Genomic DNA, 25,497 nt, shown 5'->3' on the forward strand with positions numbered 1-25,497 from the left:
GCCTCGCGGGCTCAGCGCTCGGTGGGGTAGACGACGCCGATCTGCCGGCGCACCTCGTCGAGGACGCCCATGATCGCGACGGTCTCGTCGATGGGCAGGATGTCGTTGGATCCGACCCCGGCGGCGACGAGGCGCTCGGCGGCCAGCGCCTGGTACTGCATACCGCGGCCCTCGACCTCGCTCGTGTACTCCTCGGCGACCTCGTTCGAAGGCAGCGTCACGCGGAACGAGGTGGGGGTGTACCAGACGCGGTCGATCTCGATGCGGGCTTCGGTGCCGACGATCTGCGCGGTGTTCGCGCCGGCGCCGCGCGACGACGACACGGTGGTCGAGACGGTTCCGCCGGGGTGCACCATCGCGGTGGCGACCTCGGCGTCGCTGCCCGCGTCGGACAGGCGGGCGACGGCGGTGATGCGCTCGGGCAGGCCCAACACGTCGACGGCGAACGAGAGGGGGTAGATGCCCAGGTCGAGAAGCGCTCCGCCGCCGAGGGCGAGGTCGTTGAGGCGGTGGGCGGGGTCGGTCGAGATCTTCTGCGTGTGATCGGCCGACACCACGCGCAGCTCACCGAGGGTGCCGGCGGCGATGATCTCGCGGATGCGCACCATGTGCGGCAGGTACCGCGTCCACATGGCCTCCATCGCGAGCAGCCCCTTCGCTGCGGCCGCGTCGCGGATGGCCGCGGCCTCGGCCTGATTGAGGGTGAAGGGCTTCTCGACGAGCACGTGCTTCCCGTGCTCGAGGGCCAGCAGGGCGTTGTCGACGTGACCGGGGTGCGGGGTCGCGATGTAGACGATGTCGACGTCGGGGTCGGCGACGAGCTCTTCGTACGAGCCGTGCGCGTGCGGGATGTCGTACTTCTCGGCGAAGGCGCGCGCGTTGTCGAGGCTGCGCGAGCCGACGGCGGCGACGTCGAGGCCCGCGGTACGCAGGTCGGAGGTGAAGGCGTGCGCGATGCCGCCCGTTGCGAGGATGCCCCAGTGCAGTCCGGTCATGGGTTCCACCGTATCGGCGCCCACCGACATCGCGGTCGATCGAGCCGGGATGCGCATACGAGTCGCCTCTAGGCTCGGGTCATGACGCCCGTCGAGCGCTTCCGCGAGTTGCTGTCGATCCCCACCGTCTCGCGCGTCGATCCCGCCGAGGTCGACGACGACGCCTTCGAACGCTTCCACGCAGCACTCGCTCGCCTGTACCCGCTGGTCCACGAACGCCTCGAGCGCGAAGTCGTGGCCGGCCGCTCGTTGCTGTACCGCTGGCGCGGCGACAGCCCCGAGGCTCCACTCCTGCTGCTCGCGCACCAGGACGTCGTACCGATCGACGGCCAGCCCTGGCGGCATCCGCCCTTCGCCGCCGAGGTGGTGGGGGAAGGTCCGGATGCCGAGATCCACGCCCGCGGTGCGATCGACGACAAGGGGGCCCTGGTGGCGATCCTCGAGGCGGTCGAGCAGGCGCTCGCCGACGGGGTGACCCCGCGCACCGACGTGTGGCTCGCGTTCGGCCATGACGAGGAGACCCACGGCACCGGGGCTCGGGCCATGGCCGCGGAGCTGGCCGAACGCGGGGTCGCCCCCGCTCTCGTGCTCGACGAGGGGGGCGCCGTCGTCGAGGGTGCCGTGCCCGGGGTCGCCGCTCCGACCGCGATGATCGGCGTTGCCGAGCGCGGGGTCGCGACCTTCGACCTCGTCACCCGCGAAGCCGGAGGACATGCCTCGACCCCGCCGCGCCTGCCCGCCACCGCTCGGCTCGCCCGCGCGATCGACCGCCTCCGTCGACGGCCGTTCCCGCGGCGCCTGACCGCTCCGGTGCGGGCGATGCTCGGCACCGCGGCGGCCCACACCGACGAGCCGCTGGCGACGCTCTTCCGCCGCACCGCGGTGTCGGCCCCGCTGGTGACGGCCGCCCTCGCGCACCTCGGACCCGAGACGAACGCCCTCGTGCGCACGACGGCCGTGGTGACGCGGCTCGAGGGCTCGGCGGGCGAGAACGTGCTGGCCACCACCGCCCGCGCGAGCGTGAACGTGCGCCTGCTGACGGGGGAGACGCTCGCCGACGTCTCGGTGCACCTGCGCCGTGCGGTGGCCGATCCGCTCGTCGACATCGAACTGCGCCAGGGCAACGATCCCTCTCCGGTGTCGCCGTGGCGGGGCGAGGCGTGGCGCCGCCTCTCGCGCACGGTCTCGGCGACCCTCGGCGACGACGTGGTGCCGTTGCCGTATCTGCAGTTGGGGGCCAGCGACAGCCGGTTCTACACGGGTCTCACCGACGCGGTGTACCGCTTCGCGCCCTTCCACCTCACGCGCGCCGAACGCGACGCTCTGCACGCGCCCGACGAACGCATCCGCGTCGAGGTGTGGCTCCGCGGCATCCGGTTCTATCGAGCCCTCCTCGAGTCGTGACGGGGGCGCCCGCGGCGGAGGTGCGCCTCCGCCGCGGCGCGGTGCGCTGAGCAGCAGGGCGAACGGGCGAAGAGCGACGAACGGGCCCGCCCCACTCGCGATCGAGCGAACAGAGCGCGGTCCGCTATTGTCGTGTGACCGGTCACGCAACAGCGCGCGACCCGCAACGAGGCGGACATGAGCGACACCGAGACCCCGGATGCCACGGGCAAGGCCCCCAGCATCCGCGACGTCGCGCGGCTCGCGGGTGTGTCGTACCAGACTGTCTCGCGGGTGATCAACAACAGCCCGCAGCTGCGGCCCGAGACGGCCGCGAAGGTGCGCTCGGCGATCGCCGAACTGAAGTTCGTGCCCAACCAGGCCGCCCGGGCATTGGCGACGAACCGGTCGCGCCTGATCGGCGTGCTCGGCCCGCGCATGACCACGCACGGCACCTCGGCGATGGTGCAGGCGATCGAGTCGGTCGCTCGGGCAGCGGGCTACCGACTCACCCTCACCAACCTGGCCACGAGCGCCGCCGACGACGTGCGCGCCTCGATCGACCACCTCATGCAGCAGTCGGTCGAGGGGCTGATCGCCGTCGCCCCGCAGACGCGCGTGGTGCCGATCCTCGATGAGCTGAAGCTCCCCGTCCCGGTGCAGATCGTGGCCTCGACGGGGACCTCGAGTTCGCACAACGACCAGACCGCGGGCGCCCGCGCCGCCGTGCGCCATCTCATCGAGCTCGGGCACTCGCGCATCCTGCACATCGCCGGCCCCCGGGACTGGGTCGAGGCCGATCACCGGATGCGCGGGTATCTCGCCGAGATGGACGCGAACGACCTGACGCCGCGGCCGCCGGTGCTGGGCGACTGGACCGCGCAGTTCGGCTTCGAGGCGGGACTCGAGCTGTTGCGCACCGAAGACGCCACGGCGGTATTCGCAGGCAACGACCATATGGCGCTCGGGTTGATGCATGCCGTGCGGGCCATAGGTCGCTCGGTGCCCGAGGACATCTCGGTCGTCGGGTTCGACGACGTGCCCGAATCCGCCCACCTGTGGCCGCCGTTGACGACGGTGCGCCAGGACTTCGCGGGCATCGGCGCCCGCGCGATCACCGATCTTCTGACCAGGTTGGGGGAGTCGTCGGATGCCGTCGGGCCCTCGGAACCCGATCATCTGCGTCTCATCGTTCGTTCGTCGACCGCTCCGCCTTCGCGCTGAGTTCGTCACGTTTCGGCAACGGACGCCTCCGCGACGCGCCGGGACTTGACATCCCTGGCTCACCGCGATGTAGCATCACACACACAATGTGAACGGTCACATGACCGGGTCACACGGCCGACGGGACTCGCTGCGGAGCGGATCCGTCGAGACGAAGACGTTTCGAACGACACGGGTGAGCCGTGTCGCCGACCGGCCTCGTTTCGCCCCGCCGCCCGTGCGCCCCGACGTGCGCCGACAGCACTGCGCGGTGGACTCCAGGGGGAGACGCCGCGACAACCACCCAATGGAGGGAACCAGAGTGAAGAAGCACAGCATGCTCAAGGCGATCGCGGGCGCGGGCGTCCTCGCGCTCGGCATCGGTCTCGCCGGTTGCGCCGGTGACCGTACCGGCGCCAGCAGCGGAGACTCGCAGGAGGCCGGCGGCACCATCGGTGTGGCCATGCCGACCCAGCAGTCGGAGCGATGGATCGCCGACGGCAACAACGTCAAGTCGCAGCTCGAGGAGCTCGGCTACCAGGTCGACCTGCAGTACGCGAACGACGACATCCCCACCCAGGTCTCGCAGATCGAGAACATGATCACCACGGGCGCCAAGGCCCTGATCGTCGCCTCGATCGACGGCACGACGCTCACCGACGTCCTGCAGCAGGCCAAGGACGCGAACATCCCCGTCATCGCGTACGACCGCCTCATCAACGGCACCGAGAACGTCGACTACTACACGACGTTCGACAACTACAAGGTCGGCGTCCAGCAGGCCACCTCGCTCCTGACCGGCCTGGGCGTCCTCGACGCTTCGGGCAAGGAGACCGGCGCCGCCGGCCCCTTCAACGTCGAGCTGTTCGCCGGTAGCCCCGACGACAACAACGCCACGTTCTTCTGGAACGGCGCGATGGACACCCTGAAGCCCTACATGGACTCCGGCGTGCTCGTGGTCCCCTCGGGTCAGACCGAGTTCGGCCAGGCGGCCATCCTCCGCTGGCTGCCCGAGACGGCGCAGAAGCGCATGGAGAACATCCTCACCGTCATCGGCGGCACCAAGCTCAACGGTGTGCTCTCGCCCTACGACGGTCTGTCGATCGGCATCATCTCGGCCCTCACCTCGGGCGGCTACTCGGCCAGCGACCTCCCCGTCATCACGGGTCAGGACGCCGAGGCCGGCTCGATCAAGTCGATCATCGCCGGTGAGCAGTACTCGACGATCTTCAAGGACACGCGCGAGCTCGCGAAGCAGGCCGTGACCATGGTCGACGACATCCGCAAGGGTGAGACCCCCGAGACGAACGACACCAAGACGTACGACAACGGCGTCAAGGTCGTTCCCTCGTACCTCCTGCAGTCGACGATCGTCACGAAGGACAACTACAAGGAAGTCCTCGTCGACAGCGGTTACTACACCGAGGACGACCTCAAGTAATCCCTCGGAGGGGCTCCGGCTCCTCCACCCCGCCTCCGCCGCGGCCCGACAGGGTCGCGGCGGAGGCTCCCGCGGGTCTGCGGCATCCGCCCCCGCCCCCCACCATCCCGACCGGCCACGAGCCGGTTCTGCAAGGAGGACCTCGTGAGCACCATCCTCGAGATGCGCTCGATCACCAAGGAGTTCCCCGGCGTCATCGCGTTGGCCGACGTGTCGCTGACCGTCGAGCGCGGTACCGTCCACGCCATCTGCGGCGAGAACGGCGCGGGCAAGTCGACCCTCATGAAGGTGCTCAGCGGTGTGTATCCCGCGGGCGACTACCGAGGCGAGATCGTCTTCGACGGGCAGACCGTCGAGTTCAAAGACATCCGCGACAGCGAAGCGGCCGGCATCGTCATCATCCACCAGGAGCTCGCGCTGAGCCCCTACCTCTCGATCGCCGAGAACATCTTCCTCGGCAACGAGATCACGAACCGCGGCCTCATCGACTGGGACGCCACCAACCGCGAGGCGGCGAAGCTGCTGGCGCGCGTCGGTCTGGGCGACAGCCCCGACGTGCCCGTCAACGAGATCGGCGTCGGCAAGCAGCAGCTCGTCGAGATCGCCAAGGCCCTGTCGAAGGACGTCAAGCTCCTCATCCTCGACGAGCCCACCGCGGCGCTGAACGACGACGACTCCGAGCACCTGCTCGATCTGATCCGCCACCTGCGCGGCCAGAACATCACGTGCATCATCATCAGCCACAAGCTCAACGAGATCCGCGCGATCGCCGACGAGGTGACCATCATCCGCGACGGTCGTACGATCGAGACGCTCGATGTGGCCACCGGCGGTACCAGCGAAGACCGCATCATCCGCGGGATGGTCGGTCGCGAGCTCGAGAACCGCTACCCCGACCGCGACGTCGAGATCGGCGATGAGGTCCTTCGCATCGAGGACTGGAACGTCAGCCACCCCACCGACGGCAACCGCACGGTGATCCACCAGGCGAACCTCACGGTCCGCGCGGGCGAGGTCGTCGGCATCGCGGGTCTGATGGGCGCCGGTCGCACCGAGCTCGCGATGAGCGTGTTCGGCAAGAGCTTCGGCTCGAAGATCTCGGGCAACGTCTACATCCGCGGTCAGAAGGCCGACACCTCGACGGTCCCCGCGGCCATCCGCAGCGGTCTCGCCTACGTGACCGAGGACCGCAAGGGTGCAGGTCTCAACCTGATCGACACGATCAAGCGCAACATCTCGCTCGCGGGCATGCGCAAGCTCGTCAAGGGCGGGTTCGTCGACGGAGATGAGGAGTACCTGGTCGCCAACCGCTACCGCAAGTCGATGAACATCAAGGCGCCCAGCGTCGACGTGGTCGTGGGCAAGCTCTCGGGCGGCAACCAGCAGAAGGTCGTGCTGTCGCAGTGGCTCTTCTCCGACCCCGAGGTGCTCATCCTCGACGAGCCGACCCGCGGCATCGACGTGGGCGCCAAGTACGAGATCTACACGATCATCAACTCCCTCGCGGCGCAGGGGAAGGGGGTGCTCGTCATCTCTTCGGAGCTGCCCGAGCTCCTCGGCATCTGCGACCGCATCTACACCCTCAGCGAAGGCCACATCACCGGCCAGCTGCCCATCGAAGAGGCCACTCCGGAGGCCCTCATGGTGCTCATGACGAAGGAGAAGGAAGCCGACCATGTCAGCGCTTGACAACACCGCGACCCAGGCGGGCCCGGGCGGCACGCCCCGCGGTCCCGTGGGAGGCGGAGCCGGGGGAGCCGGCAGCCTCGTGACGTTCTTCACCTCGCGTCTGCGCGAGATCGGCATCTTCATCGCCCTCATCGTCATCGTGCTGCTGTTCCAGGCACTGACCGGCGGGCGCCTGCTCACCGCGGGCAACGTGTCGAACATCATCGTCCAGAACAGCTACATCCTGATCCTCGCGATCGGCATGGTGATGATCATCATCGCCGGCCACATCGACCTGTCGGTCGGTTCGGTCGCCGCCTTCGTCGGTGCGGTCTCGGGTGTGCTCATCGTGCAGTGGGGCCTGCCCTGGTGGCTCGGCATCCTGCTGTCGCTGGTGCTGGGTGCCGTGGTCGGCATGTGGCAGGGCTTCTGGGTGGCCTATATCGGCATCCCCGCGTTCATCGTGACCCTGGCGGGCATGCTGCTGTTCCGCGGTCTCACACAGATGACCCTGGGCAACACGCAGATCACGCCGTTCCCGACCGAGTACCGCGCCCTCGGTGGCGGGTACCTCTTCCCCGACCTGTTCCCGGCGTCGTCCTCGCCCGCCGAGTGGATCACGGTCGCCCTGGGCGCCCTGACCCTGGTGCTGTTCGTCTACTCGCAGGTGCGTCAGCGTGCGAAGCGCGCCGCCCTCGAGCTGCAGAACGACCCGATGACTGCGTTCCTGGTCAAGGTCATCGGTGGCGGCGCCCTGATCGCCTACCTCACCTACCTGCTGGGTGTGGCTCCCGGATCGCGCGGCACGCCCATCGTGCTCGTCGTGCTGGCGCTGCTGATCATCGGATACTCGACGGTCATGAGCCGCAGCGTGTTTGGCCGTCACATCTACGCGATCGGTGGCAACCGCACCGCCGCGAAGCTGTCGGGCATCAACACGCGCCGCGTCGACTTCATGCTGTTCGTGAACATGGGCGTGCTCGCGGCCCTCGCCGGCATCGTGTTCACGGGTCGCCTGAACTCGGCCGGTCCCGGCGCCGGTAACCTCTTCGAGCTCGACGCGATCGCCGCCTCGTTCATCGGCGGAGCGGCCGTGCAGGGTGGTGTCGGCCGCGTGGTCGGCGCGATCGCCGGTGGTCTGGTCATGGGTGTCCTCAACAACGGCATGTCGCTCATGGGCATCTCGACCGACGTGCAGCAGTTCATCAAGGGCCTCGTGCTCCTTCTGGCCGTGGCCTTCGACGTGTGGAACAAGAACCGCACGCGCGGTTGATCCACGCTTCTTCATCGAACGCCCCGTCGCCTCGTGCGGCGGGGCGTTCGTGCGTGTGCGGCGCGTCGGTGGGAGAGGATGGACGGATGCCACGTCGTCCGATCCTCCGCGCCGCGGCCGCGCTCGCGCTGGTCGCCGTCGCGCTGACGGGATGCACGTCGTCGCGCGCGCAGACCCAGGGGTCGAACGACGGCGCCGGGGTGATCGGCGTCTCGCTGCCCACCGAGGCCGATGCGCAGTGGAGCCGGGGCGGCGACGCGCTGAAGACCGAGCTGGTCGCGCGCGGATACGCCGTCGATCTGCAGTTCGCCGCGGGCGATGCGCGCACGCAGGGCTCCCAGGTGCAGAACATGCTGACGAAGGGGGCGGATGCCGTGGTGGTGGCTCCCGTCGCGGCCGGCGACCTGGCGGCTCCGCTCGAGGTGGCGAACGGCGACGGCGTCCCCGTCGTAGAGTTCGGGCGTTCGCTCGCGGGCGTCGATGCGGCGGCCGCGTTCGCGCCGGATCCGACCGCGCTCGGCCGCGCTCAGGCTGAGGCGCTCCTCGCCGACCTGCCGTCATCAGGGTCCGAGCAAGTGGCTCCGGATGCCGCGACGGAGCCGTCGCCGTCGCCGTCCGAGGCGCCGTCGCCCGCGGCATCCGCCCCCGCCACCCCGACCGTCGCGCGCGTCGCGCTGATCACCGGGTCGTCGGCCGATCCGTGGGACGAGCAGCGGTTCGCGGCGGCGCTCGACGCGCTGCAGCCGGCGATCGCCGCGGGTACGGTGCAGCTGGTGTCGGGTGCAAGCCTCAAGGCCGCGGCCGTCGACGAGGACACCGCCGCGGCGCAGGCCGCCGCCGCCGAGAAGCGTCTCCGTGCCCTGCGCGCGGATGCCGATGCGCCCACCGCCGTGCTCACCCTCGGCGATGCGGTCACCCGCGGTGTCGTGACGGCCCTGACCACCGATCCGCCCGCCGAGGAGTCGCCGAGTCCGAGCCCCCGCCCGACCGCGAGCTCGACCCCCGAGGCGCCGGCGCCGCTGGTGGTGGGCACCGGGGCCGACGCCGCGACCGTCCGGGCTCTGCGCGACGACGTGCTCGACGCGACGATCTTCGCCGACCCCCGTGCCCTCGTCGACGCCACCGCCGACGCGGTGCAGGCGCTGCTCGACGGCGAGACGCCCGCCGCGGCGGGCGAGGGCGTCGCGCCGAGTGTCGTGCGCCCCGACGACGTCGAAGAACTCATCTCCTCGGGCTGGATCTCGACCGACGAGCTCTGAGGGCGCATCATTCGGGTTTTCCCGAATGCGGCTCGGGGGCTGCCCGGGCGGTGCGAGCGCGGGGCTGCGCCCTAGCGTGGAACCCATGACCACGGCATCCGTCCTTCCGCCTCCGCCCTCGACCCCGCCGGTCGCGCCCGCACCGCCGTCCGCGGCCGACGTGCGCCCCGTGCGCATCGGCTCGCCCGCCCGCGTCGCCGGCGCCGCCGCCCAACTGGCCGCTCTCGGCATCGTCGGCCCGGGCGTCTTCGCGGGGCTCATCGGACTGCTCAGCTCGGGATTCGGCCTGCTCGCGGCGCTGCTCATCGGCGTCGTCGTGCTCGTCGCGTTCGTCTACGCGCTGTTCGCCCTGGCGTGGTTCGAGCGGGCGCGCCTCGAGGGCCTGTACGCCTTCGGCCTCGCTCCGTTGCGGCCGCGCCGCAGCCCCAAGCCCGGCTTCGGCGGCGTGCTGCACACCATCTGGCTGCAGGCGATCGACCCCCTGCAGTGGCGCGCGGTCGCCTCGTTCGCGATCTCGACCGTGCTGGGGCTCGCGACCATCACGATGCTCGGAGGCCTCGCCTGGGGCCTGGCGCTCTCGGTCAGCCCGCTGTTCGGCTGGCCCAACCGGCGCTTCCTCGGCATCGTGCCGCTCGAGGGGGCCGCGGCTCCGGTCGTCGGCATCCTCGCGGTGATCGTCGGTGCCGCCGCGGTGATCGGCCTGGCCCTGCTGCAGGGCGTCATCGCGCGGGCGATCTTCGTGCCCTCACGCGAGGCGCAGCTCGTCGAACAGGCCCGCACCTCCGACTCGCGTCGGGCCGGCGCCGTCCGCGCCGCCGAGGTGGAGCGCACCCGCATCGAACGCGACCTGCACGACGGCGTCCAGCCGCGGCTCGTCTCGATCGGCATGACGCTGGGCCTGGCCCAGACCAAGATCGACGACGACCCCGAGGCCGCGAAAGCCCTGGTCGCCGAGGCCCACGCGTCGACGAAGTCGGCCATCACCGAACTGCGGCAGCTGGCCCGCGGCATCCACGCCTCGGTACTCGAGGATCGGGGGCTGGATGCCGCATTGTCAGCCCTCGCCTCGCGCTCGCACATCCCCGTGACCCTCGACGTGCGCCTCCCGCGCCGCTGCGGTCGCGCCGCCGAGGCGGCGGTGTACTTCGCGATCGCCGAGACTCTCACCAACGCCGCCAAGCACTCGCGGGCCACGGCCTGCCGCGTGCACGTGCGGGTGCGCGACGACGGCTCGCTCTGGGCCCGCGTCGAAGACGACGGATTGGGCGGTGCGCGCATCGTCCCCGGCGGTGGCCTCGACGGGATCGTCAACCGCGTCACCGCCGCCGGCGGCACGGCGCGCATCGACAGCCCGCAGGGCGGCCCGACGACGGTGGAGGTGAACGTCCCGTGCGCGTCCTGATCTGCGAAGATTCCGTGCTGCTGCGCGAGGGGCTCGTGCGCCTCCTCGCCGATGACGGCCACGAGGTCGTCGCGGCGCTCCCGGATGCCGAGGGTCTCGAGCGGGCCGTGTCGGACACGTCACCGGAGCTGTGCATCCTCGACGTGCGGCTGCCGCCGACCTGGACCGACGAGGGCATCCGCGCGGCGATCGCGCTGCGGTCCCGGCATCCGGGTCTCGCCGTGCTGGTGCTGTCGCAGTACGTCGAAGAGCGCTACGCGAGCGACCTCATCGCCGACGGCCAGGGCGCCCTCGGGTACCTGCTGAAAGACCGCGTCGCCGACGTCAAGGACTTCCTCGCCGCGGTCGCCTCGATCGCGGGCGGAGCCACGGTGCTCGACCCCGAGGTGGTGGCGCAGCTGCTCACCCGGCGCCGCCGCGACGAGCGCCTGCAGAGCCTCACCGAACGCGAGCGCAGCGTGCTCGCCCTCATCGCCGAAGGCCGCTCGAACCAGGCGATCGCCGCCGCGCTGTTCGTGTCGGAGGCCAGCGTCGAGAAGTACATCACCGCCATCTTCACCAAGCTCGGCCTCGAGCAGGACGAAACAGGCAACCGCCGCGTGATCGCCGCGCTCGTCCACCTCGGCCACGACACCACCGGAGCTGCGTTATGACCCTCGAAACCCCCCTCGCCCCGACCCCCGATCCCTCGCCCCAGCCGCCTCGCCGGGGAGCCGCCTTCGCCGTGTCGGTCGTCACCATCGCCGTCGGCGCGTGCATCGCGCTGGGTACTCTCGCCGGCACCGGCGCGTCGGCCGTGGTCTCGCTGCGCGACACGGGCGAGAACAGCTCCGTGCTCGACAGCGGCGTGGAGGGCCTGACCGACGTCGACATCGACGTGGCGGCGGGCGCCCTCACCATCGCGTACGGCGACGTCAGCGAGGCCCGCCTCGACGCCGACCGCGAGGGGCCGCGCGGATGGAGGTTCGACCGCCGCAGAGACACGCTGCGCGTGTCGTCGCCGGAGGGACCCTTCGCGGGGGTCGGCACCGGCTCGCGCGCGACGCTCACCCTTCCGCGCGAGCTCGAGGGCAGCGGCATCCGCGCCTCCATCGACGTCACGGGCGGGTCGCTCGACCTCGACGGCGACTTCGGCGCGCTGTCGGTGCAGCTCGCCGGCGGGGCGGCGACGCTGCGCGGATCGGCGGCCGAGCTCGACGTGTCGGTCTCGGGCGGGGCTGCAACGGCTCGGGTCGACGACGTGTCGACCGCGTCGTTCGAGGTGGCCGGGGGCGACCTCACCGCCGAGCTCGGGGGCCTCACCCCCGACCGCACGAAGGTCGACGTGACGGCCGGGTCGGCCGACATCACCCTGCCCGACGACGACTATCGCGTGAACGTGGACGACGGCCTCGGCCGCGTCGACAACGCGCTGCGCACCGACGCCTCCGCCACGGCGCGCGTCGACGTGCAGGCGACGATGGGCCAGGTGCGCCTGCACTCCTGAGGGCCACCCGCGTGAAGGGTCATCTTCGGTCGCTTCGAGCCGTGCTCGGCGACGGAAGGTGACCCCTCACGCGCTCTTGAGCGCCTTCGCGATGCGCTGCGGCGACACCGGCTCGGCCGTGCCGAGGCGCTGGGCGAACAGGCTCACGCGCAGTTCTTCGAGCAGCCAGCGCGTCTGCACGAGGTTTGCGGGGGCGTCGGCAGGCAGGGGAACCGTCCCGCCGGCTTCGCTGAAGCCCGCGGCGGAGCGCTCGTACTCGGTCATGCGCTGGCGGTCGCGACCGGGGTTGTCGGACAGCGTCTTGACGCGGTCGAGGGCTCCGGCCAGATACCGCGGAAGGTGCTGCAGCCGCGCGAGGCCCGTTCGCGAGAGGAAGCCCGGGAAGATCAGGCCCTTCAGCTGCCCGCGCACGTCGTTCAGCGCGCCGAGCAGGGTGATCGACGAGGCGTCCTTCATCGCGCGGTCGACCTCGCGCTGCGCGAGCAGGATCTTCGCCGCGAGCGACACCGTCTGAAAGGTGCGGTCGACGGATGCCGCGGAGAAGGCGTCGCGCACGCGCTCGAAATCGGCCTTCGTGCGCACGACTCCCCTCGGCGCCTCGCGCAGCAGCACGTCGTCGGCGAGGGCGACGCGGGCGTCCTCGATGAGCGCCTTGGCGTTCTGGTACGGCGAGGCCGCGAGGGCGAGCTTCTCGTTCGCGGTGAGGTGGTCGAGCACGTAGGTCGCGGGGGAGGGGACGGCCAGCAGCAAAAGACGACGGATGCCGGCACGCGTGTGCCGCGCGGCGTCTTCGGGCGTCGCCTCCACGCGCAGGGCGACGCTGTCTCCCTCATCGACCAGGGCGGGGTAGCCGCGCACGACGCCGCCGGCGACCGGGGTGTCGACGACCTCGGTGAGCTCATCGAGATCCCAGGTGGTCAGCTTCGACCGGGAGGCGAAGGCGGGGGAGGCCTCGGCGACCTTCGCGGCTCTCTGCGCCGGGCGAGTGATCGTCGACTCGACGCTGGAGCGGGCCTTGTCGGCGAGACGGCGCTGCAGCGTCGCCAGGTCGCGGTCGCTGCCGATCGCGCGGCCACGTGCGTCGACGGCGCGGAACGACGGCGTGAGGTGGCCGGGAACCCGCTCGAGCTCGAAGTCGGCGGCGCTCACCCGCTGGTTCGCGACGCGTTGCACGAGGGCGGCGAGGGCGTCGACGAGCGTCGTCTTGGGCAGACCGTTCGCGTGCTCGGGGCCCTTCTCGGCGAGCTCGGCCGAGAACTTCTCCGCCCAGTCGGCGGCGGGCACGACGTTGCGGCGGATGGTCTTCGGCAGTGCGCGCAGCAGCGCGGTGACGAGCTCGTCGCGCATGCCCGGAACCTGCCAGTCGAAGCCGTCGGGGCGCAGCTGCGCGAGCAGCGGCAGCGGCACGACCACCGTCACGCCGTCGTCGGGAGCTCCTGGTTCGAAGCGGTACGCGAGGTTGAGGGTCTGATCGCCCTGCCGCCAGCGCGCGGGGAAGGCCCGGTCGTCTCCCTGGGCGCGGTCGCCGGTGAGGTCGGACTCACGTAGGTCGAGCAGGTGCGGGGTGCGGTTCGAGGCGTCCTTCCACCACGTCTCGAACGAGCGCACGTCGGTGACGTCGGCCGGGATCCGCGAATTGTAGAACGCGAACACGGCCTCGTCGCCGATGAGGATGTCACGGCGACGCTCGCGCTCCTCGATCTTCTCGAGCAGGCGACGCTGCTCCTGGTTGCGGCGGAGGAACGCGGTGAGGCGCTTGTCGAGCACCGAGGGGTCCCACTCGCCCTCCACCAGCGCGTGGCGCACGAACATCTCGCGCGCGAGCGGCCGGTCGAAGCGCGCGAGCTGCACCCGGCGGCGCCCGACGAGCTCGACCCCGAAGAGGGTGACCTTCTCGTAGGCGGCGGCGGAGCCGGCATCCTTCGACCAGTGCGGCTCGCTGAGGGAGCGCTTGACCAGGTCGGGGGCGAGCTCTTCCGCCCACGCCGGGTCGACGGCGGCGACCGTGCGGGCGAACAGGCGCGAGGTCTCGACGAGTTCGGCGGCCATGACGGCCGAGGGGCGCTTCTTCTTCAGACCCGAGCCGGGGAAGATGGCGAACCGCGCCCCGCGCGCGCCGATGTACTCGCCCTTGGTGGGGCGGGCGTCACCCGGCGCCTTGCGGTCTTTGGCCTGCGCCATCGTGCGGGGGTCCAGGATGCCGAGGTGCGAGAGCAACCCGGAGAGGATCGCGCGGTGGATCGCATCGCCGGCGGCGTGCCCCTCGAGGGCGGTGCTGTGGTCGCCGCGCCCCGATCCATGTCCCGATTTTGTCGCCGCATGTCCCGAATTGTGCGGCCTGGAGGGGTCGGAGCCAGCCGAAGGGGGGACATGGTTCCGCGCGCGACGGCCTCCGTCGCCGGAGCCCCGCGCGCCACCTTCGCCGGAGCGCTCGCCGCCGAGCGACCGCAGCTGCCGGTGCACGTCCATCCACTCGCGCACGCGCACGTAGTTGAGGTGCTCGCTGCGGCACAGGCGCCGGAACGCGCTCGAGCCGAGCTCGGCCTGCTTCTCCTGCAGGTAATCCCAGAGGTTCAGCAGCGAAAGGAAGTCGCTGGTGGGGTCGGTGAAGCGCGCGTGGAAGCGGTCGGCCTCCTCCCGTCGCTCCTCGGGCCGTTCGCGCACGTCTTGGATCGACATGCCCGACACGATCGCGAGCACCTCGCTCGACACGTCGTTGCGACGCGCCTCGATGAGCATGCGGGCGAAGCGCGGGTCGATCGGCAGCCGCGCGATCTCGCGGCCGATCTCGGTGAGGCGGGGACCGTCCTCGCGCGGTGCGCGTCCGCCGCGCTGCCGAGACGGGTCGCCGTCGTCGCGCACGTCGCGCTCGCGCGAGGTGTCGGCCCCGCGCGAACCGGGGGCGGGCAGCTTCACCGCGCCGAGCTCGACGAGCAGGTCGAACGCCGCCTTCACGCCTCGCGAGTCGGGCGGGGTGAGGAACGGGAAGGCCTGGATGTCGCCGAAGCCGAGCGACAGCATCTGGAGGATGACGGATGCCAGCGACGTCCGCAGGATCTCGGGCTCGGTGTACTCCGGGCGACGCGTGAAGTCGTCTTCGGAGTAGAGCCGGATCGCGATGCCGGGCGAGGTGCGCCCCGCACGCCCGGAGCGCTGCTGGGCCGAGGCCTGCGACACGGCCTCGATGGGTAGGCGTTGGATCTTCGACCGGTTGCTGTAGCGGGAGATGCGGGCGGTTCCGGTGTCGACGACGTACCGGATGCCGGGGACGGTGAGACTCGTCTCGGCGACGTTCGTGGCGAGGATGACGCGACGGCGCACGCCCGCGACGCTCGAGCGCTCGAACACGCGGTGCTGTTCGGCCGCGGACAGGCGTCCGTAGAGGGGCAGCACCTCGGTGGGCGAGGTGTCCTTCTGGTACGCCCCGCGGATGGCATCCGCCGCATCGCGGATCTCGGCCTCGCCGGGGAAGAAGACGAGCACGTCGCCCGGGGCCTCGCGATCGAGCTCGCGCAGGGCCGCGACGACGGCTCCGACTTCGTCGGCGTCGTCGTCGGAGCGCCCCGGCTTGGCCGCCGGCCGTGCAGAACTCCGGACTTTCTGCGGGCCGGTCGCCGCTAGGCCGCGCGATGACGGGGCGTCGGGGTCATCGGCATCCGGAATCTCCGGAGTCGTGCTCGTGTCGTCCGCTCCGTCGACCGGCCGGTACCGGATCTCGACCGGGTACGTGCGACCCGACACCTCGATGACCGGCGCCGGGGTCGGCTCGCCGCCCGGCTCGGGGGGAGCCGCCGCGAAGTGCCGCGCGAAGCTCTCGGGGTCGATGGTGGCCGAGGTGACGATGACCTTGAGGTCGGGGCGCTTCGGCAGGATGCGGCGCAGGTAGCCGAGCAGGAAGTCGATGTTGAGCGAGCGCTCGTGCGCCTCGTCGACGATGATCGTGTCGTAGCGGCGCAGCAGTCGGTCGCGGTGGATCTCGTTGAGCAGGATGCCGTCGGTCACCAGCGCCACGCGCGTGTCGGCCGACACCTTGTCGGTGAAGCGCACCTTGTAGCCGACGGTCGAACCGAGCGGAACCTGCATCTCTTCGGCGATGCGCTCGGCGATCGTGCGCGCGGCGATGCGGCGCGGCTGGGTGTGCGCGATCGAGGTGCGGCCCAGTTCGAGGCACATCTTGGGCAGCTGCGTGGTCTTGCCCGAGCCCGTCGCCCCGGCGACGATCACGACCTGGTGGTCGCGGATGGCGCGCGCGATCTCGTCCCGCGCGGCGCTGACGGGCAGCTCGGGCGGGTAGACGATGACGGGTTCGACAGACACAGCCTTCCAGCCTATCGGCCTCGTCGCCTTCATCGCCCGCCGGGCACCGAATCCCGCGTGAGGGGTCGCTTCCCGTCGCCTGGCTCACCGGCTGGGCGACAGAAAGCGACCCCTCACGCGCGGCGACTCACGGCATCGACGCCTTCTGCGCCAGGATCCGGCGCACTGCCGCGTCGACCTTGACGGCGAACGCGGGGTCGGCCTGCGCGCGCGCGAGCACGGCCTGGTGCATCTCGGCGTACACCGAAGGGTCGGCCGAGACCAGCAGCAGGTCGATGCCGGCGTCCACGGCGAGGGTCGCGCGATCCGCGGGCGACCACGGCTGCACCTGCCGCGCGGCCGAGAGGTCGTCGACGGTGACCACGCCGTCGAAGCCGACGCGATCGCGCAGCACACCGACCACGGCGGGCGAGAAGGCCGCGGGCGCCGAGGGGTCGATCTGCGCGTAGATCGCGGTCGACAGCATCACGACCCCGGGGCCCTGCGGCAGCACGCTCGAATACACGCCGACGTCCGCTCCGTCGGCGGTGACGGTGTCGTCGGTCACGCCGCTGCGGGTGTCGGTGTTCTCCGTCACGCGACCGAGTCCCGGGAAGTGCTTGAACGTCGGCAGCACGCCGCCCGCGCGCATGCCCGCGGCGAAGGCGCCGACCTTGGCCGCGACCGTGGCGCCGTCGTAGCCGTACTCGCGGGCCAGTGCGCCGATCGGGGGGTTGGATGCCGCGGCATCCGGGCTCGCGACGATGTCGGCCACGGGCGCGAGGTTCATGTTCACCCCGGCCGACGCGAGCTGCGCTCCCCACGTGGTCGCCGCCGCCTGCAGCGAGGCGTCGTCCTGCTGGCCCTGCCGGACGGCTGAGGGGATGTCGTCGAACCCGGGGCCCGACAGCACCTGCACGGTCCCGCCCTCTTGATCGGTGGCGACCCACAGCGGCGGCTGGCCCGCAGCGACGACCGAGGTGAAGCCCTGCACCAGGGCCGCGGTGGCCTCCGCCCCGGCGGCCGAGCGCCCGTGCAGGAAGATCCCGCCGATGTGGTCGTTCTGCACGGCCGCGAGGGTCGTCGGGTTGGCGCCCTCGACCGAGGTCCCCACCATGAACATCTGCCCCACCTTGTCGCTGAGGCTCATGCCCGCGAGCGGGTCGGGCGTGCGCGTGGGCGTGGGGGTCGGCGTGGGCGTGGGGGTGACGGATGCCGAGGGGGTCGGGGCGGCGGAAGGGGCTGCGGCGGGCGCGCAGCCGGCGAGGGCGAGCGCCGCGATCACGACGAGCATCGAGAAGCGGGGGGCGGTCTTCACCCCTCGATGGTGGCCCATCGACCTGAGCGTCCGGTCCCCGCGCGGGCGGCTTGCGCTCGCGCGGGGCGGGGCCTAGGGGCGGGGATCAGCCGTTGCCGGCGGAGCAGGTCGCCTGGTCGGCCTTGGTGCCCTTGACGTTCTCGGGCAGCTCGACCACGCCGGGCGCCGCGCTCCCGTCGGGCGAGGCGCTGGCATCCGGAGCCGGGGTGTCCTCGACAGGGGTGGTCGGCTCGGGCGTCGGGACGGACGGGTCGGCGACCACGCCGCCGTTGGACCCGGCGGCACCCGTGATCGCGAGCCCGGCATTGCTGTTCAACGCATCGAAGAGCACCTGAGCGGACTCCTCGTCGGGGACGACCCGGTTGCTGTCGTACGGGTCGTCGACGACCGGGTACTGCACGAACGTGAACTCGCTGAACGGCACGTCCTTGAGCGTGTACGCGAGCTGCGCGATGCGGATCGGGTCGGCGAGGCTCTCGCTCGGCTCGATGTTGTTGACCGCGGTGTTCGCGAGGCCGATGAGTGTGCCGGGGTTCGACAGCACGTCGTCGCTGCGCAGCTTGTTCACCAGGCGCGACATGTACTGCTGCTGGTTGCCGATGCGGGCGAGGTCGCTGCCGTCGCCGATGCCCGTGCGGGTGCGGAGGAACGCGAGGGCGTCGAAGCCCTTGACCACGCGGGGTCCGGCGTCCCATTTGATGCCGGCATCCGGATCATCGATCCCGTCGCCGCCGATGCAGACCTCGACGCCGCCGATGGCGTCGGTGATGTTGACGACGTTGCCGAAGCTCACCTTCGCCGCGAACGGGATGCTCTGACCCGTCAGGTCGGAGATCGTGTCGGCGACGCAGGGCAGTCCGCCGTCTTCGTAGGCGGTGTTGATCGAGGCCCTGTCGGTGCCGCCGAAGACCGAGCCGTCCTTGTTCGTGCACTCGGGGATCCCGACCTGCAGGTCGCGGGGGAACGACACGACAGTGACGCGCCGCGGGTCGGCCGAGACGTGCAGCAGCATGTTGACGTCATTGCGGGCGCCGTCGTTCTCGGGGTCGGAGCACCGAGGACCGAACGCGGCCGCTACGACGTCGTCGCACTCGTCGGTGCCGACCACCAGCACGGCGAACGGCTCGCTGTACTCGCTCAGGGCGGGGGGTTCGACCGGGGCGTCCTTCAGCGGAACCGAGGCCTCCTGCAGGCGGCTCGTCAACGACCAGGCGTAGAAGCCGCCGACCGCGACGGCGGCGACGACGACGACCGCGGCGACGATGGCGACGGCCTTCACGCCGCGACGCCAGGGCGACGCGGGCTCTCGGCGCGCGTGCTGCGGAGGAGGCTTCATCCGGTCAGTCAACCACGGCAGAGCCTGCGGAGGGGAGAGACCCGCACGAGGCGACCGGTCGCTGCCGGCCGCCCCGTGCGGGTGCGGGTTACTGTCCGCCCTCGGTGAGGGTGACGTCGATCGGCGTGTAGTCGCCGTCGACGGTGACGCCCTCGTCCTTCAGCGCGGTCAGCGCAGCCTGCACGTAGTCGTTCGAGTACGCGGATGCCGGCGGCTCGGTCGTGATGAGGTTCAGGCCGTCCTGGTTCTTGGCGGCCAGGGCGCCCTTGACCGTCTTGTCCCACGCGGCGGAGTCGACGACGCCGAAGTCGCCGCCGGTCCAGATGAGCTTGTTGACCTCGTTCATCTGCCACAGCTGGTGGGTCGGTCCGACGGGGAAGGCGCTCACGCCGGGGGCGGTCGCGGCCTTGTAGGTGATGTCGGCGGCCTCGGTGGGGTTGTCGCGCGCGAACACCCAGCCCTTGATGTTGGCCTTGAGGAAGCGCGTGGCGGCGTCGGCGTAGGCGGGGTCTTCCGACAGGCGCTTCGTGTCGGCCCAGATCGCGTCCTGCAGCATGGCGCCCGCGGTGTCCTCGTACGAGATCACGTCGATGTCGTCCATCGTGTACAGCTTGCCGGTGGCGGGGTTCACCGTCTCGAGCAGCTGGGCGAGCTCGTTGTAGGTCATCGCCTGGGCGGCGTCCACGTCTTTGTCGAGCAGGGCGTTCATCGAGAAGTCCTGCGTGGTGATCTGCACGGTGGAGGCGTCGAGACCCTTGTCGGCCATCGCGGCGAAGATCTCCCACTCGTTGCCGAAGCCCCACGAGCCGATGCGCTTGCCCTCGAAGTCGTCGACGCTCGTGATGCCCGAGCCCTTCCACGACACCTGGGTCGTCCCCGACTTCTGGAAGACCTGCGCGATGTCGGTGAGCTCGACGCCCTGGTTCTCCATCGTGCCGAGCACTTTGGGCACCCACGCGACGGCGAAGTCGACGTCGCCCGCCACGAGGGCGTCCTGCGGCACGATGTCACCGCCGGAGGGGACGACCTCGACGTCGTCGAAGCCCTCCTCCTGGAAGTAGCCCTTGTCGAGCGCGACGTAGTAGCCGGCGAACTGCGCCTGCGGCAGCCACTGCAGCTGCAGCTTGACCGAGGTCAGGGGCGTGAAGTCCTCCGTCGAGGCGGCGTCGGGGGTCGAGCTTCCGGCGCAGGCGGAGAGGGCGAGGGATGCCGCGGCGAGTGCGGCCATCGCGCCGAGGGCGCGACGTGTGCTGTGTGACATGGGTGTCCTTTCGGGAGGCGGGTGGTGCAGGTGTGGAGCGGGCGGAACCTGTTCTGTCGAGGGCGGGTGGAGGTGCCGGTCAGGCCGGCGGACGCCCCGCGCCGAGGCGTCGCGAGACGACGCGCTCGAGCAGCGAGGTGACGAGGAAGAAGACGAGACCGATCGCGATGCCGCCCGCGACGAACGCCCAGGCGAGCGAGGCACGTCCGGATTTGGCGTAGGTGGCGATCGCGGTGCCGATGCCGTCGGCGGGTCCGCCGAAGTACTCGGCGACCAGGGCCGAGATGACCGCGAGCGAGGCGGCGACCCGGATGCCGGTGAGCAGGTACGGCAGGGCGGTGGGCAGCGTCAGCAGGCGGAAGGTCTGCGAACCGTTCGCCGCGGTCGCGCGGAAGAGGTCGCGCTGCACCGGCCGGGTCTGCTGCAGTCCGCGCAGGGTGTTGACGAACACCGGGACGAAGGCGGCGATCCCGGCCACCGCCTCACGGCCGAACTGGCTCGATGCGCCGAACATCGTGTTGAGGATCGGCGTGAGGGCGACGATCGGCACGACCGCGAGGGCGGCGATGAGCGGAGCCGTCATGCCGTCGACGGGTCGCCAGGTGGCGGCCAGCGCCGCCAGGGCGACCGCCACGACGCTGCCGGCGACGAGGCCGACGAGCGCATTGGTGCCGGTGATGGCGGCGGCTTCGGCCACCAGCGGCATCCGCCCGGTGAGCTCGCCCGCGATCGCGAGCGGGTCGGGCAGCATGCGCGGGGCGGAGCCCGAGGCCACGTAGGCGAACCACAGCGCGAGGCCGAGCACTCCGACGAGCACGGGCGCCGCGAACCGCACCCACGAGGGCAGGCGGGTGGCCGTCATCGCTCGTTCACCCGTTGTAGGGGAGCGCCGTGCAGGGCCTCGCGCACGGCGGTGACGCGCGCGAAGTACTCCGGCGATTCGCGCAGGGCCTCGTCGCGAGGGCGGCCCGGGCGCGTGTCGATCACGTCGGTGATGCGGCCGGGGCGCGGGCTCATGACGACCACGCGGTCGGAGAGGAAGACCGCCTCGGGGATCGAGTGGGTGACGAAGACCACCGCGGCTCCCGTCTCGGCGGCGATGCGGGCGAGCTCGGTCTGCAGGCGTTCGCGCGTCATCTCGTCGAGGGCGCCGAACGGCTCGTCCATCAGCAGCAGCTGGGGCGAGGCGGCGAGAGAGCGGGCGATGGCGACGCGCTGCTGCATTCCGCCGGAGAGCTGGTCGGGGTAGCGGCCGACGAAGTCCGACAGCCCGACGAGCTCGGCGAGTTCGGCCACGCGGGCGTCGCGCTTCGCCTTCGCCCACCGGTGCAGTTCGAGTGGCAGCGCGATGTTCGCCGCGACCGTGCGCCAGGGCAGCAGTCCCGCCTGCTGGAAGGCGATGCCGTAGTCCTGGTCGAGGCGGGCCCGGCGGGCGGTCTTGCCGAAGATGGTGAGCTCTCCCGCGGTGGCGTCGTCGAGGTCGGCGATCAGTCGCAGCAGCGTCGACTTGCCGCAGCCCGACGGCCCGATGAGCGACACGAATTCGCCCGCGGCCACCTCGAGGTCGACGCCGGTGAGGGCGGTGACCTCTCCGGATGCCGCGGGGAACACCTTTCCGATTCCGGTGGCGTGCACGGCGGGGGTGGGTGGGGTTGTCATCGGGTCTCCTCTCCGCGACGGAAGCGGCGCAGCGTCACGCCGATGAGCGCGACGCCCGCGGCGGCGACGAGCCCGATCACGACGGTGCCGAAGGTCGGCGCCCAGGGGGCGGCGGGGTCGGACGAGGCTTGCCCTGCGAGCTGGATGAGCATGCGGCCGATGCCGCCGCGCAGGCCGATCGACACCTCGGCGACGACGGCGCCGACCACGGCAGAGGCGGCGGCGAGGCGGAGCGCCGGCAGCAGGTGCGGAACGGCGGCGGGCAGGCGCAGGTGCACGAGCGTCTGCCACCATCCCGCCGACTGGGTGTGGAAGAGGTCGCGGTGCAGGGCGTCGGGCGACTCGAGCCCGCGCAGGGTTCCGATCGCGACGGGGAAGAAGGCGAGGTACGACGCGATGAGGGCGACCGAGAACCACTGCGGCCACGGCACCACGCCCGCGCGGTCGATCTGGTTGCCCAGCGCGTTGACCACGGGGGCGAAGGCGATGAGCGGCACGATCTGACTCACCACGATCCAGGGCAGCAGGCCCCACTCGACCAGGCGCCAGCGCTGCATCGCGATGCCCAGGATGCCGCCGACCACCACGCCGATCACCCAGCCCACCGCGGCGAGGCCGAGGGTGGTGCCCGCGGCCTCGAGCACCGAGACGATCAGCGGGGGAGTCGCCCCGCCGCTCGTGGGCTGGAACATCCGCGCGACCATGTCCCACACGTGCGGCATGGCGCGGTCGTGGGTGCGGGGGAGCAGGATGACGCCCGACCCCGCCGATCCGTCGCCGCCGACGGTGACCCCGTCGGCGGGACCGAGGAGTTTGTACAGCTCCCAGATCGCGACGAGGCTCGCGACGCCCGCGACGCCCCACCCCACCCGGCCGGTGAGCCCCGACGAACGTGCGGACCGGCGACGCGGCATCCGTCCGCTCGTGTCGGGGACGACCCCGGTCACCGAGCCGGGGGCCAGCGCCTGGTCGGTCACTTCTTCGCCGTCACCGGGGGAGTGAGCGCGGGGATCACGCTCTCGCCGTAGACCCGCATCGTTTCCTCTTTGTTGTCGTGCTGCAGATAGCCGGCGAACTGGGTGACGCCCAGCGCGCGCAGCTTCTCGAGCTTCTCGATGTGCTGCTCGGCGGTGCCGAGCACGCAGAAGCGCTCGACGATCTCGTCGGGCACGAAGTCGACGTGGTCGTTGTGGCTCTTGCCGTGCGAGTTGTAGTCGTAGCCCGTGCGCCCGGCGATGTAGTCGGTGAGGGCGGCCGGAACGTTCCCAGCGGTCCCTGAGCCTGTCGATGGGGTCCCTGAGCTTGTCGATGGGGTCCCTGAGCTTGTCGAAGGGCCGTACTTCGCCACGATGTCGGCGACGTGGTTGCCCACCATCCCGCCGAACCAGCGGCACTGCTCGATCATGTGCGCGCGCGACTCGGGAGTGTCCTCGCCGATGTACATCGGGGCGGCGACGCAGAAGGCGATCTCGTCGGGGTCGCGTCCGACGTTCTCAGCCGCCTCCCGCACGGTCGTGATCATCCACTCGGCGATGTCGAGGTCGGCCAGCTGCAGGATGAAGCCGTCGCCCACCTCTCCGGTGAGCTTGAGCGCGAGGGGGCCGTAGGCGGCGACCCACACGTCGAGCTCCGATCCGCGGCTCCAGGGGAACTGCAGCGTCGCGCCGTTGTACTCCACGGCGCGGGAGTTGCCGAGCTCGCGGATCACGTGGATCGACTCGCGCAAGGCCGTGAGCGTCGTCGGCCGCCCGTTCGTGACGCGCACCGCCGAGTCGCCGCGGCCGATGCCGCAGATCGTGCGGTTGCCGTACATCTCGTTCAGCGTCGCGAAGGTCGAGGCCGTGACCGTCCAGTCGCGCGTCGCGGGGTTGGTCACGAAGGGTCCCACCGTGATGCGGCGGGTGGCCGCGAGGATCGCCGAGTGCACCACGTACGGCTCCTGCCACAGCAGGTGCGAGTCGAAGGTCCACACGTGGCTGAAGCCGTGCGCCTCGGCGAGCTGCGAGAGCTGCACTGTGCGGGCGGCGGGGGGATTCGTCTGCAGGACGACACCGAAATCCATGGGGTCTCCTCTCAGACCAGGTACTGGCTCAGGCCGCGCTTGATGTAGCGACCGTGACCCTTGTCGCCGATGTAGCCGCCGGCATCCACCACCACCCGACCCCGCGAGAGCACGGTGTCGACGCGACCGTCGATCTCGTAGCCCTCCCACGCGGAGTAGTCCATGTTCATGTGGTGGCTGCGCCCCTCGCCGATGCCGATCGAGGTGTGCCCGTTCGGGTCGTAGACGACCACGTCGCCGTCGGCGCCGGGCTGGATGACGCCCTTCTGCCCGTACATGCCGAACATGCGCGCGGGGGTCGTGCTGGTCAGCTCGACCCAGCGGGGGAGCGTGATCTGCCCGGTCACGACGCCCTGGTACATGAGGTCCATGCGGTGCTCGACCGAGCCGATGCCGTTGGGGATCTTCGAGAAGTCTCCGACGCCGAGCTCCTTCTGGTCCTTCATGCAGAAGGGGCAGTGGTCGGTCGACACCATCTGGATGTCGTTCGTGCGCAGCGACTGCCACATGTGGTGCTGGTGGCCCTCGTGCTTCGAGCGCAGCGGTGTCGAGCACACCCACTTCGCGCCCTCGAAGTCGCCCCACTCGGCGCTCGAGGCGCCGAGCTGGTCTTCGAGCGAGAGATAGAGGTACTGCGGGCAGGTCTCGCCGAACACGTTAAGACCGCGGTCGCGCGCCTCGGTGATCTGTTCGACCGCCTGCTTCGCGCTGACGTGCACGACGTAGAGCGGGGCGCCGGTGAGATCGGCGAGCATGATCGCGCGGTGGGTGGCCTCTTCCTCGGCCTGCCAGGGGCGGGTCGTGCCGTGGAAGTACGGGCTCGTCTCGCCGCGGGCGAGGGCCTGCTGCACGAGCACGTCGATGATGGCGCCGTTCTCGGCGTGCATCATCATCATCGCGCCGTTGTCGGCGCCTTTCTGGAACGCCCGCAGGATCTGGCCGTCGTCCGAGAGGAAGACGCCCTTGTAGGCCATGAAGAGCTTGAAGCTCGTCACACCCTCGGCGATGAGCTCGTCCATCGCGGTCAGCGAGCTGTCCTGCACGTCGGAGAGGATCTGGTGGAAGCCGTAGTCGATCGCGCACTGCCCGGCGGCCTTGTCGTGCCAGGCCTGGTAGCGGTCGAGGATGTTCTCGTCGGGGTACTGCACGACGAAGTCGACGATGCTCGTCGTGCCGCCGATCGCCGCCGCCCGGGTGCCGGTCTCGAACGTGTCCGAGGCCTCGGTGCCGCCGAAGGGCATCTGCATGTGGGTGTGCGCGTCGATGCCGCCGGGGATCACGTACTTGCCGGTGGCGTCGACGACGGTGTCGACGGATGCCGCGAGGTCGTGGCCCAGCAGGGTCGAGCCCGGCTGCAGCACGGCGGCGATCTTCTCGCCGTCGATGAGCACGTCGGCGGCGCCCGTGCCGGTGGCGTTGACGACGGTGCCGCCCGAGATCAGTGTGGTCGCCATC

The 25,497-nt window shown here is 71.0% G+C and carries 19 protein-coding genes; 9 read left to right on the forward strand and 10 right to left on the reverse strand.

Annotated features, from left to right (window positions below; genetic code table 11):
• Nucleotides 1–11: 11 nt before the first annotated feature.
• Nucleotides 12–995 carry a Gfo/Idh/MocA family protein gene (locus tag FS769_RS13275; protein WP_144834177.1) on the reverse strand — a complete coding sequence of 328 codons (984 nt, stop codon included), beginning with the start codon at nt 993–995 and terminating at the stop codon, nt 12–14.
• Nucleotides 996–1,076: 81 nt separating this feature from the next.
• Here FS769_RS13275 and FS769_RS13280 point away from each other — a divergent pair, with 81 nt between their 5' ends.
• From FS769_RS13280 to FS769_RS13320, 9 genes are all read left to right on the forward strand, one after another.
• Nucleotides 1,077–2,399 carry a M20/M25/M40 family metallo-hydrolase gene (locus FS769_RS13280; RefSeq protein WP_144834179.1) on the forward strand — a complete coding sequence of 441 codons (1,323 nt, stop codon included), beginning with the start codon at nt 1,077–1,079 and terminating at the stop codon, nt 2,397–2,399.
• Between the two features lie 177 nt (nt 2,400–2,576).
• Nucleotides 2,577–3,602, forward strand: a complete 1,026-nt coding sequence (locus FS769_RS13285) for a LacI family DNA-binding transcriptional regulator (protein ID WP_144834181.1) — start codon at nt 2,577–2,579, stop codon at nt 3,600–3,602.
• A 316-nt stretch (nt 3,603–3,918) separates the two neighbouring features.
• Nucleotides 3,919–5,022, forward strand: a complete 1,104-nt coding sequence (gene chvE / locus FS769_RS13290; RefSeq protein ID WP_144834330.1) for a multiple monosaccharide ABC transporter substrate-binding protein — start codon at nt 3,919–3,921, stop codon at nt 5,020–5,022.
• Nucleotides 5,023–5,184: 162 nt separating this feature from the next.
• Nucleotides 5,185–6,711 (forward strand): multiple monosaccharide ABC transporter ATP-binding protein, encoded by a 1,527-nt coding sequence (mmsA, locus tag FS769_RS13295; RefSeq protein ID WP_144834331.1) that lies wholly within the window; start codon nt 5,185–5,187, stop codon nt 6,709–6,711.
• A complete protein-coding gene (gene mmsB / locus FS769_RS13300; protein ID WP_260979762.1) occupies nt 6,698–7,963 on the forward strand; it encodes a multiple monosaccharide ABC transporter permease in 1,266 nt (421 codons plus the stop codon). The genes mmsA and mmsB overlap by 14 nt, the downstream gene beginning before the upstream one ends.
• Nucleotides 7,964–8,049: 86 nt before the next feature.
• Nucleotides 8,050–9,222: a substrate-binding domain-containing protein gene (locus FS769_RS13305; protein WP_144834183.1), complete on the forward strand. Its 1,173-nt coding sequence runs from the start codon at nt 8,050–8,052 to the stop codon at nt 9,220–9,222.
• An 85-nt stretch (nt 9,223–9,307) separates the two neighbouring features.
• Nucleotides 9,308–10,624 (forward strand): histidine kinase, encoded by a 1,317-nt coding sequence (locus FS769_RS13310; protein ID WP_144834185.1) that lies wholly within the window; start codon nt 9,308–9,310, stop codon nt 10,622–10,624.
• On the forward strand, nt 10,612–11,277 hold the full coding sequence (locus FS769_RS13315; RefSeq protein WP_144834187.1) for a response regulator transcription factor: 666 nt from the start codon (nt 10,612–10,614) through the stop codon (nt 11,275–11,277). The genes FS769_RS13310 and FS769_RS13315 overlap by 13 nt, the downstream gene beginning before the upstream one ends.
• Nucleotides 11,274–12,110 carry a hypothetical protein gene (locus FS769_RS13320; protein WP_144834189.1) on the forward strand — a complete coding sequence of 279 codons (837 nt, stop codon included), beginning with the start codon at nt 11,274–11,276 and terminating at the stop codon, nt 12,108–12,110. The genes FS769_RS13315 and FS769_RS13320 overlap by 4 nt, the downstream gene beginning before the upstream one ends.
• Before the next feature lie 66 nt (nt 12,111–12,176).
• Here FS769_RS13320 and FS769_RS13325 read toward each other — a convergent pair whose 3' ends face one another.
• From FS769_RS13325 to hydA, 9 genes are all read right to left on the reverse strand, one after another.
• Nucleotides 12,177–16,427 carry a DUF3418 domain-containing protein gene (locus tag FS769_RS13325; protein WP_144834191.1) on the reverse strand — a complete coding sequence of 1,417 codons (4,251 nt, stop codon included), beginning with the start codon at nt 16,425–16,427 and terminating at the stop codon, nt 12,177–12,179.
• Between the two features lie 127 nt (nt 16,428–16,554).
• Entirely contained in the window at nt 16,555–17,724 is a 1,170-nt protein-coding gene (locus tag FS769_RS13330; RefSeq protein ID WP_260979763.1) for a glycoside hydrolase family 3 N-terminal domain-containing protein, read from the reverse strand.
• Nucleotides 17,725–17,809: 85 nt separating this feature from the next.
• On the reverse strand, nt 17,810–19,060 hold the full coding sequence (locus FS769_RS13335) for an LCP family protein (RefSeq protein WP_144834193.1): 1,251 nt from the start codon (nt 19,058–19,060) through the stop codon (nt 17,810–17,812).
• 88 nt (nt 19,061–19,148) lie between these two features.
• Complete coding sequence (locus FS769_RS13340) at nt 19,149–20,321, reverse strand: ABC transporter substrate-binding protein (protein ID WP_144834194.1); 1,173 nt, start codon at nt 20,319–20,321, stop codon at nt 19,149–19,151.
• Between the two features lie 79 nt (nt 20,322–20,400).
• A complete protein-coding gene (locus tag FS769_RS13345; protein WP_144834196.1) occupies nt 20,401–21,183 on the reverse strand; it encodes an ABC transporter permease in 783 nt (260 codons plus the stop codon).
• Nucleotides 21,180–21,980: an ABC transporter ATP-binding protein gene (locus tag FS769_RS13350; RefSeq protein ID WP_144834198.1), complete on the reverse strand. Its 801-nt coding sequence runs from the start codon at nt 21,978–21,980 to the stop codon at nt 21,180–21,182. Before FS769_RS13350 ends, FS769_RS13345 begins: the two co-directional genes overlap by 4 nt.
• Complete coding sequence (locus tag FS769_RS13355; RefSeq protein WP_144834200.1) at nt 21,977–22,957, reverse strand: ABC transporter permease; 981 nt, start codon at nt 22,955–22,957, stop codon at nt 21,977–21,979. The genes FS769_RS13350 and FS769_RS13355 overlap by 4 nt, the downstream gene beginning before the upstream one ends.
• A complete protein-coding gene (locus FS769_RS13360) occupies nt 22,954–24,042 on the reverse strand; it encodes a TIGR03842 family LLM class F420-dependent oxidoreductase (RefSeq protein WP_144834202.1) in 1,089 nt (362 codons plus the stop codon). Before FS769_RS13360 ends, FS769_RS13355 begins: the two co-directional genes overlap by 4 nt.
• 11 nt (nt 24,043–24,053) lie before the next feature.
• Entirely contained in the window at nt 24,054–25,496 is a 1,443-nt protein-coding gene (gene hydA, locus FS769_RS13365) for a dihydropyrimidinase (RefSeq protein ID WP_144834204.1), read from the reverse strand.
• Nucleotide 25,497 lies beyond the last annotated feature (1 nt).

It is taken from the genome of Microbacterium sp. BH-3-3-3 (assembly GCF_007679045.1).
Lineage (GTDB): Bacteria > Actinomycetota > Actinomycetes > Actinomycetales > Microbacteriaceae > Microbacterium > Microbacterium algihabitans.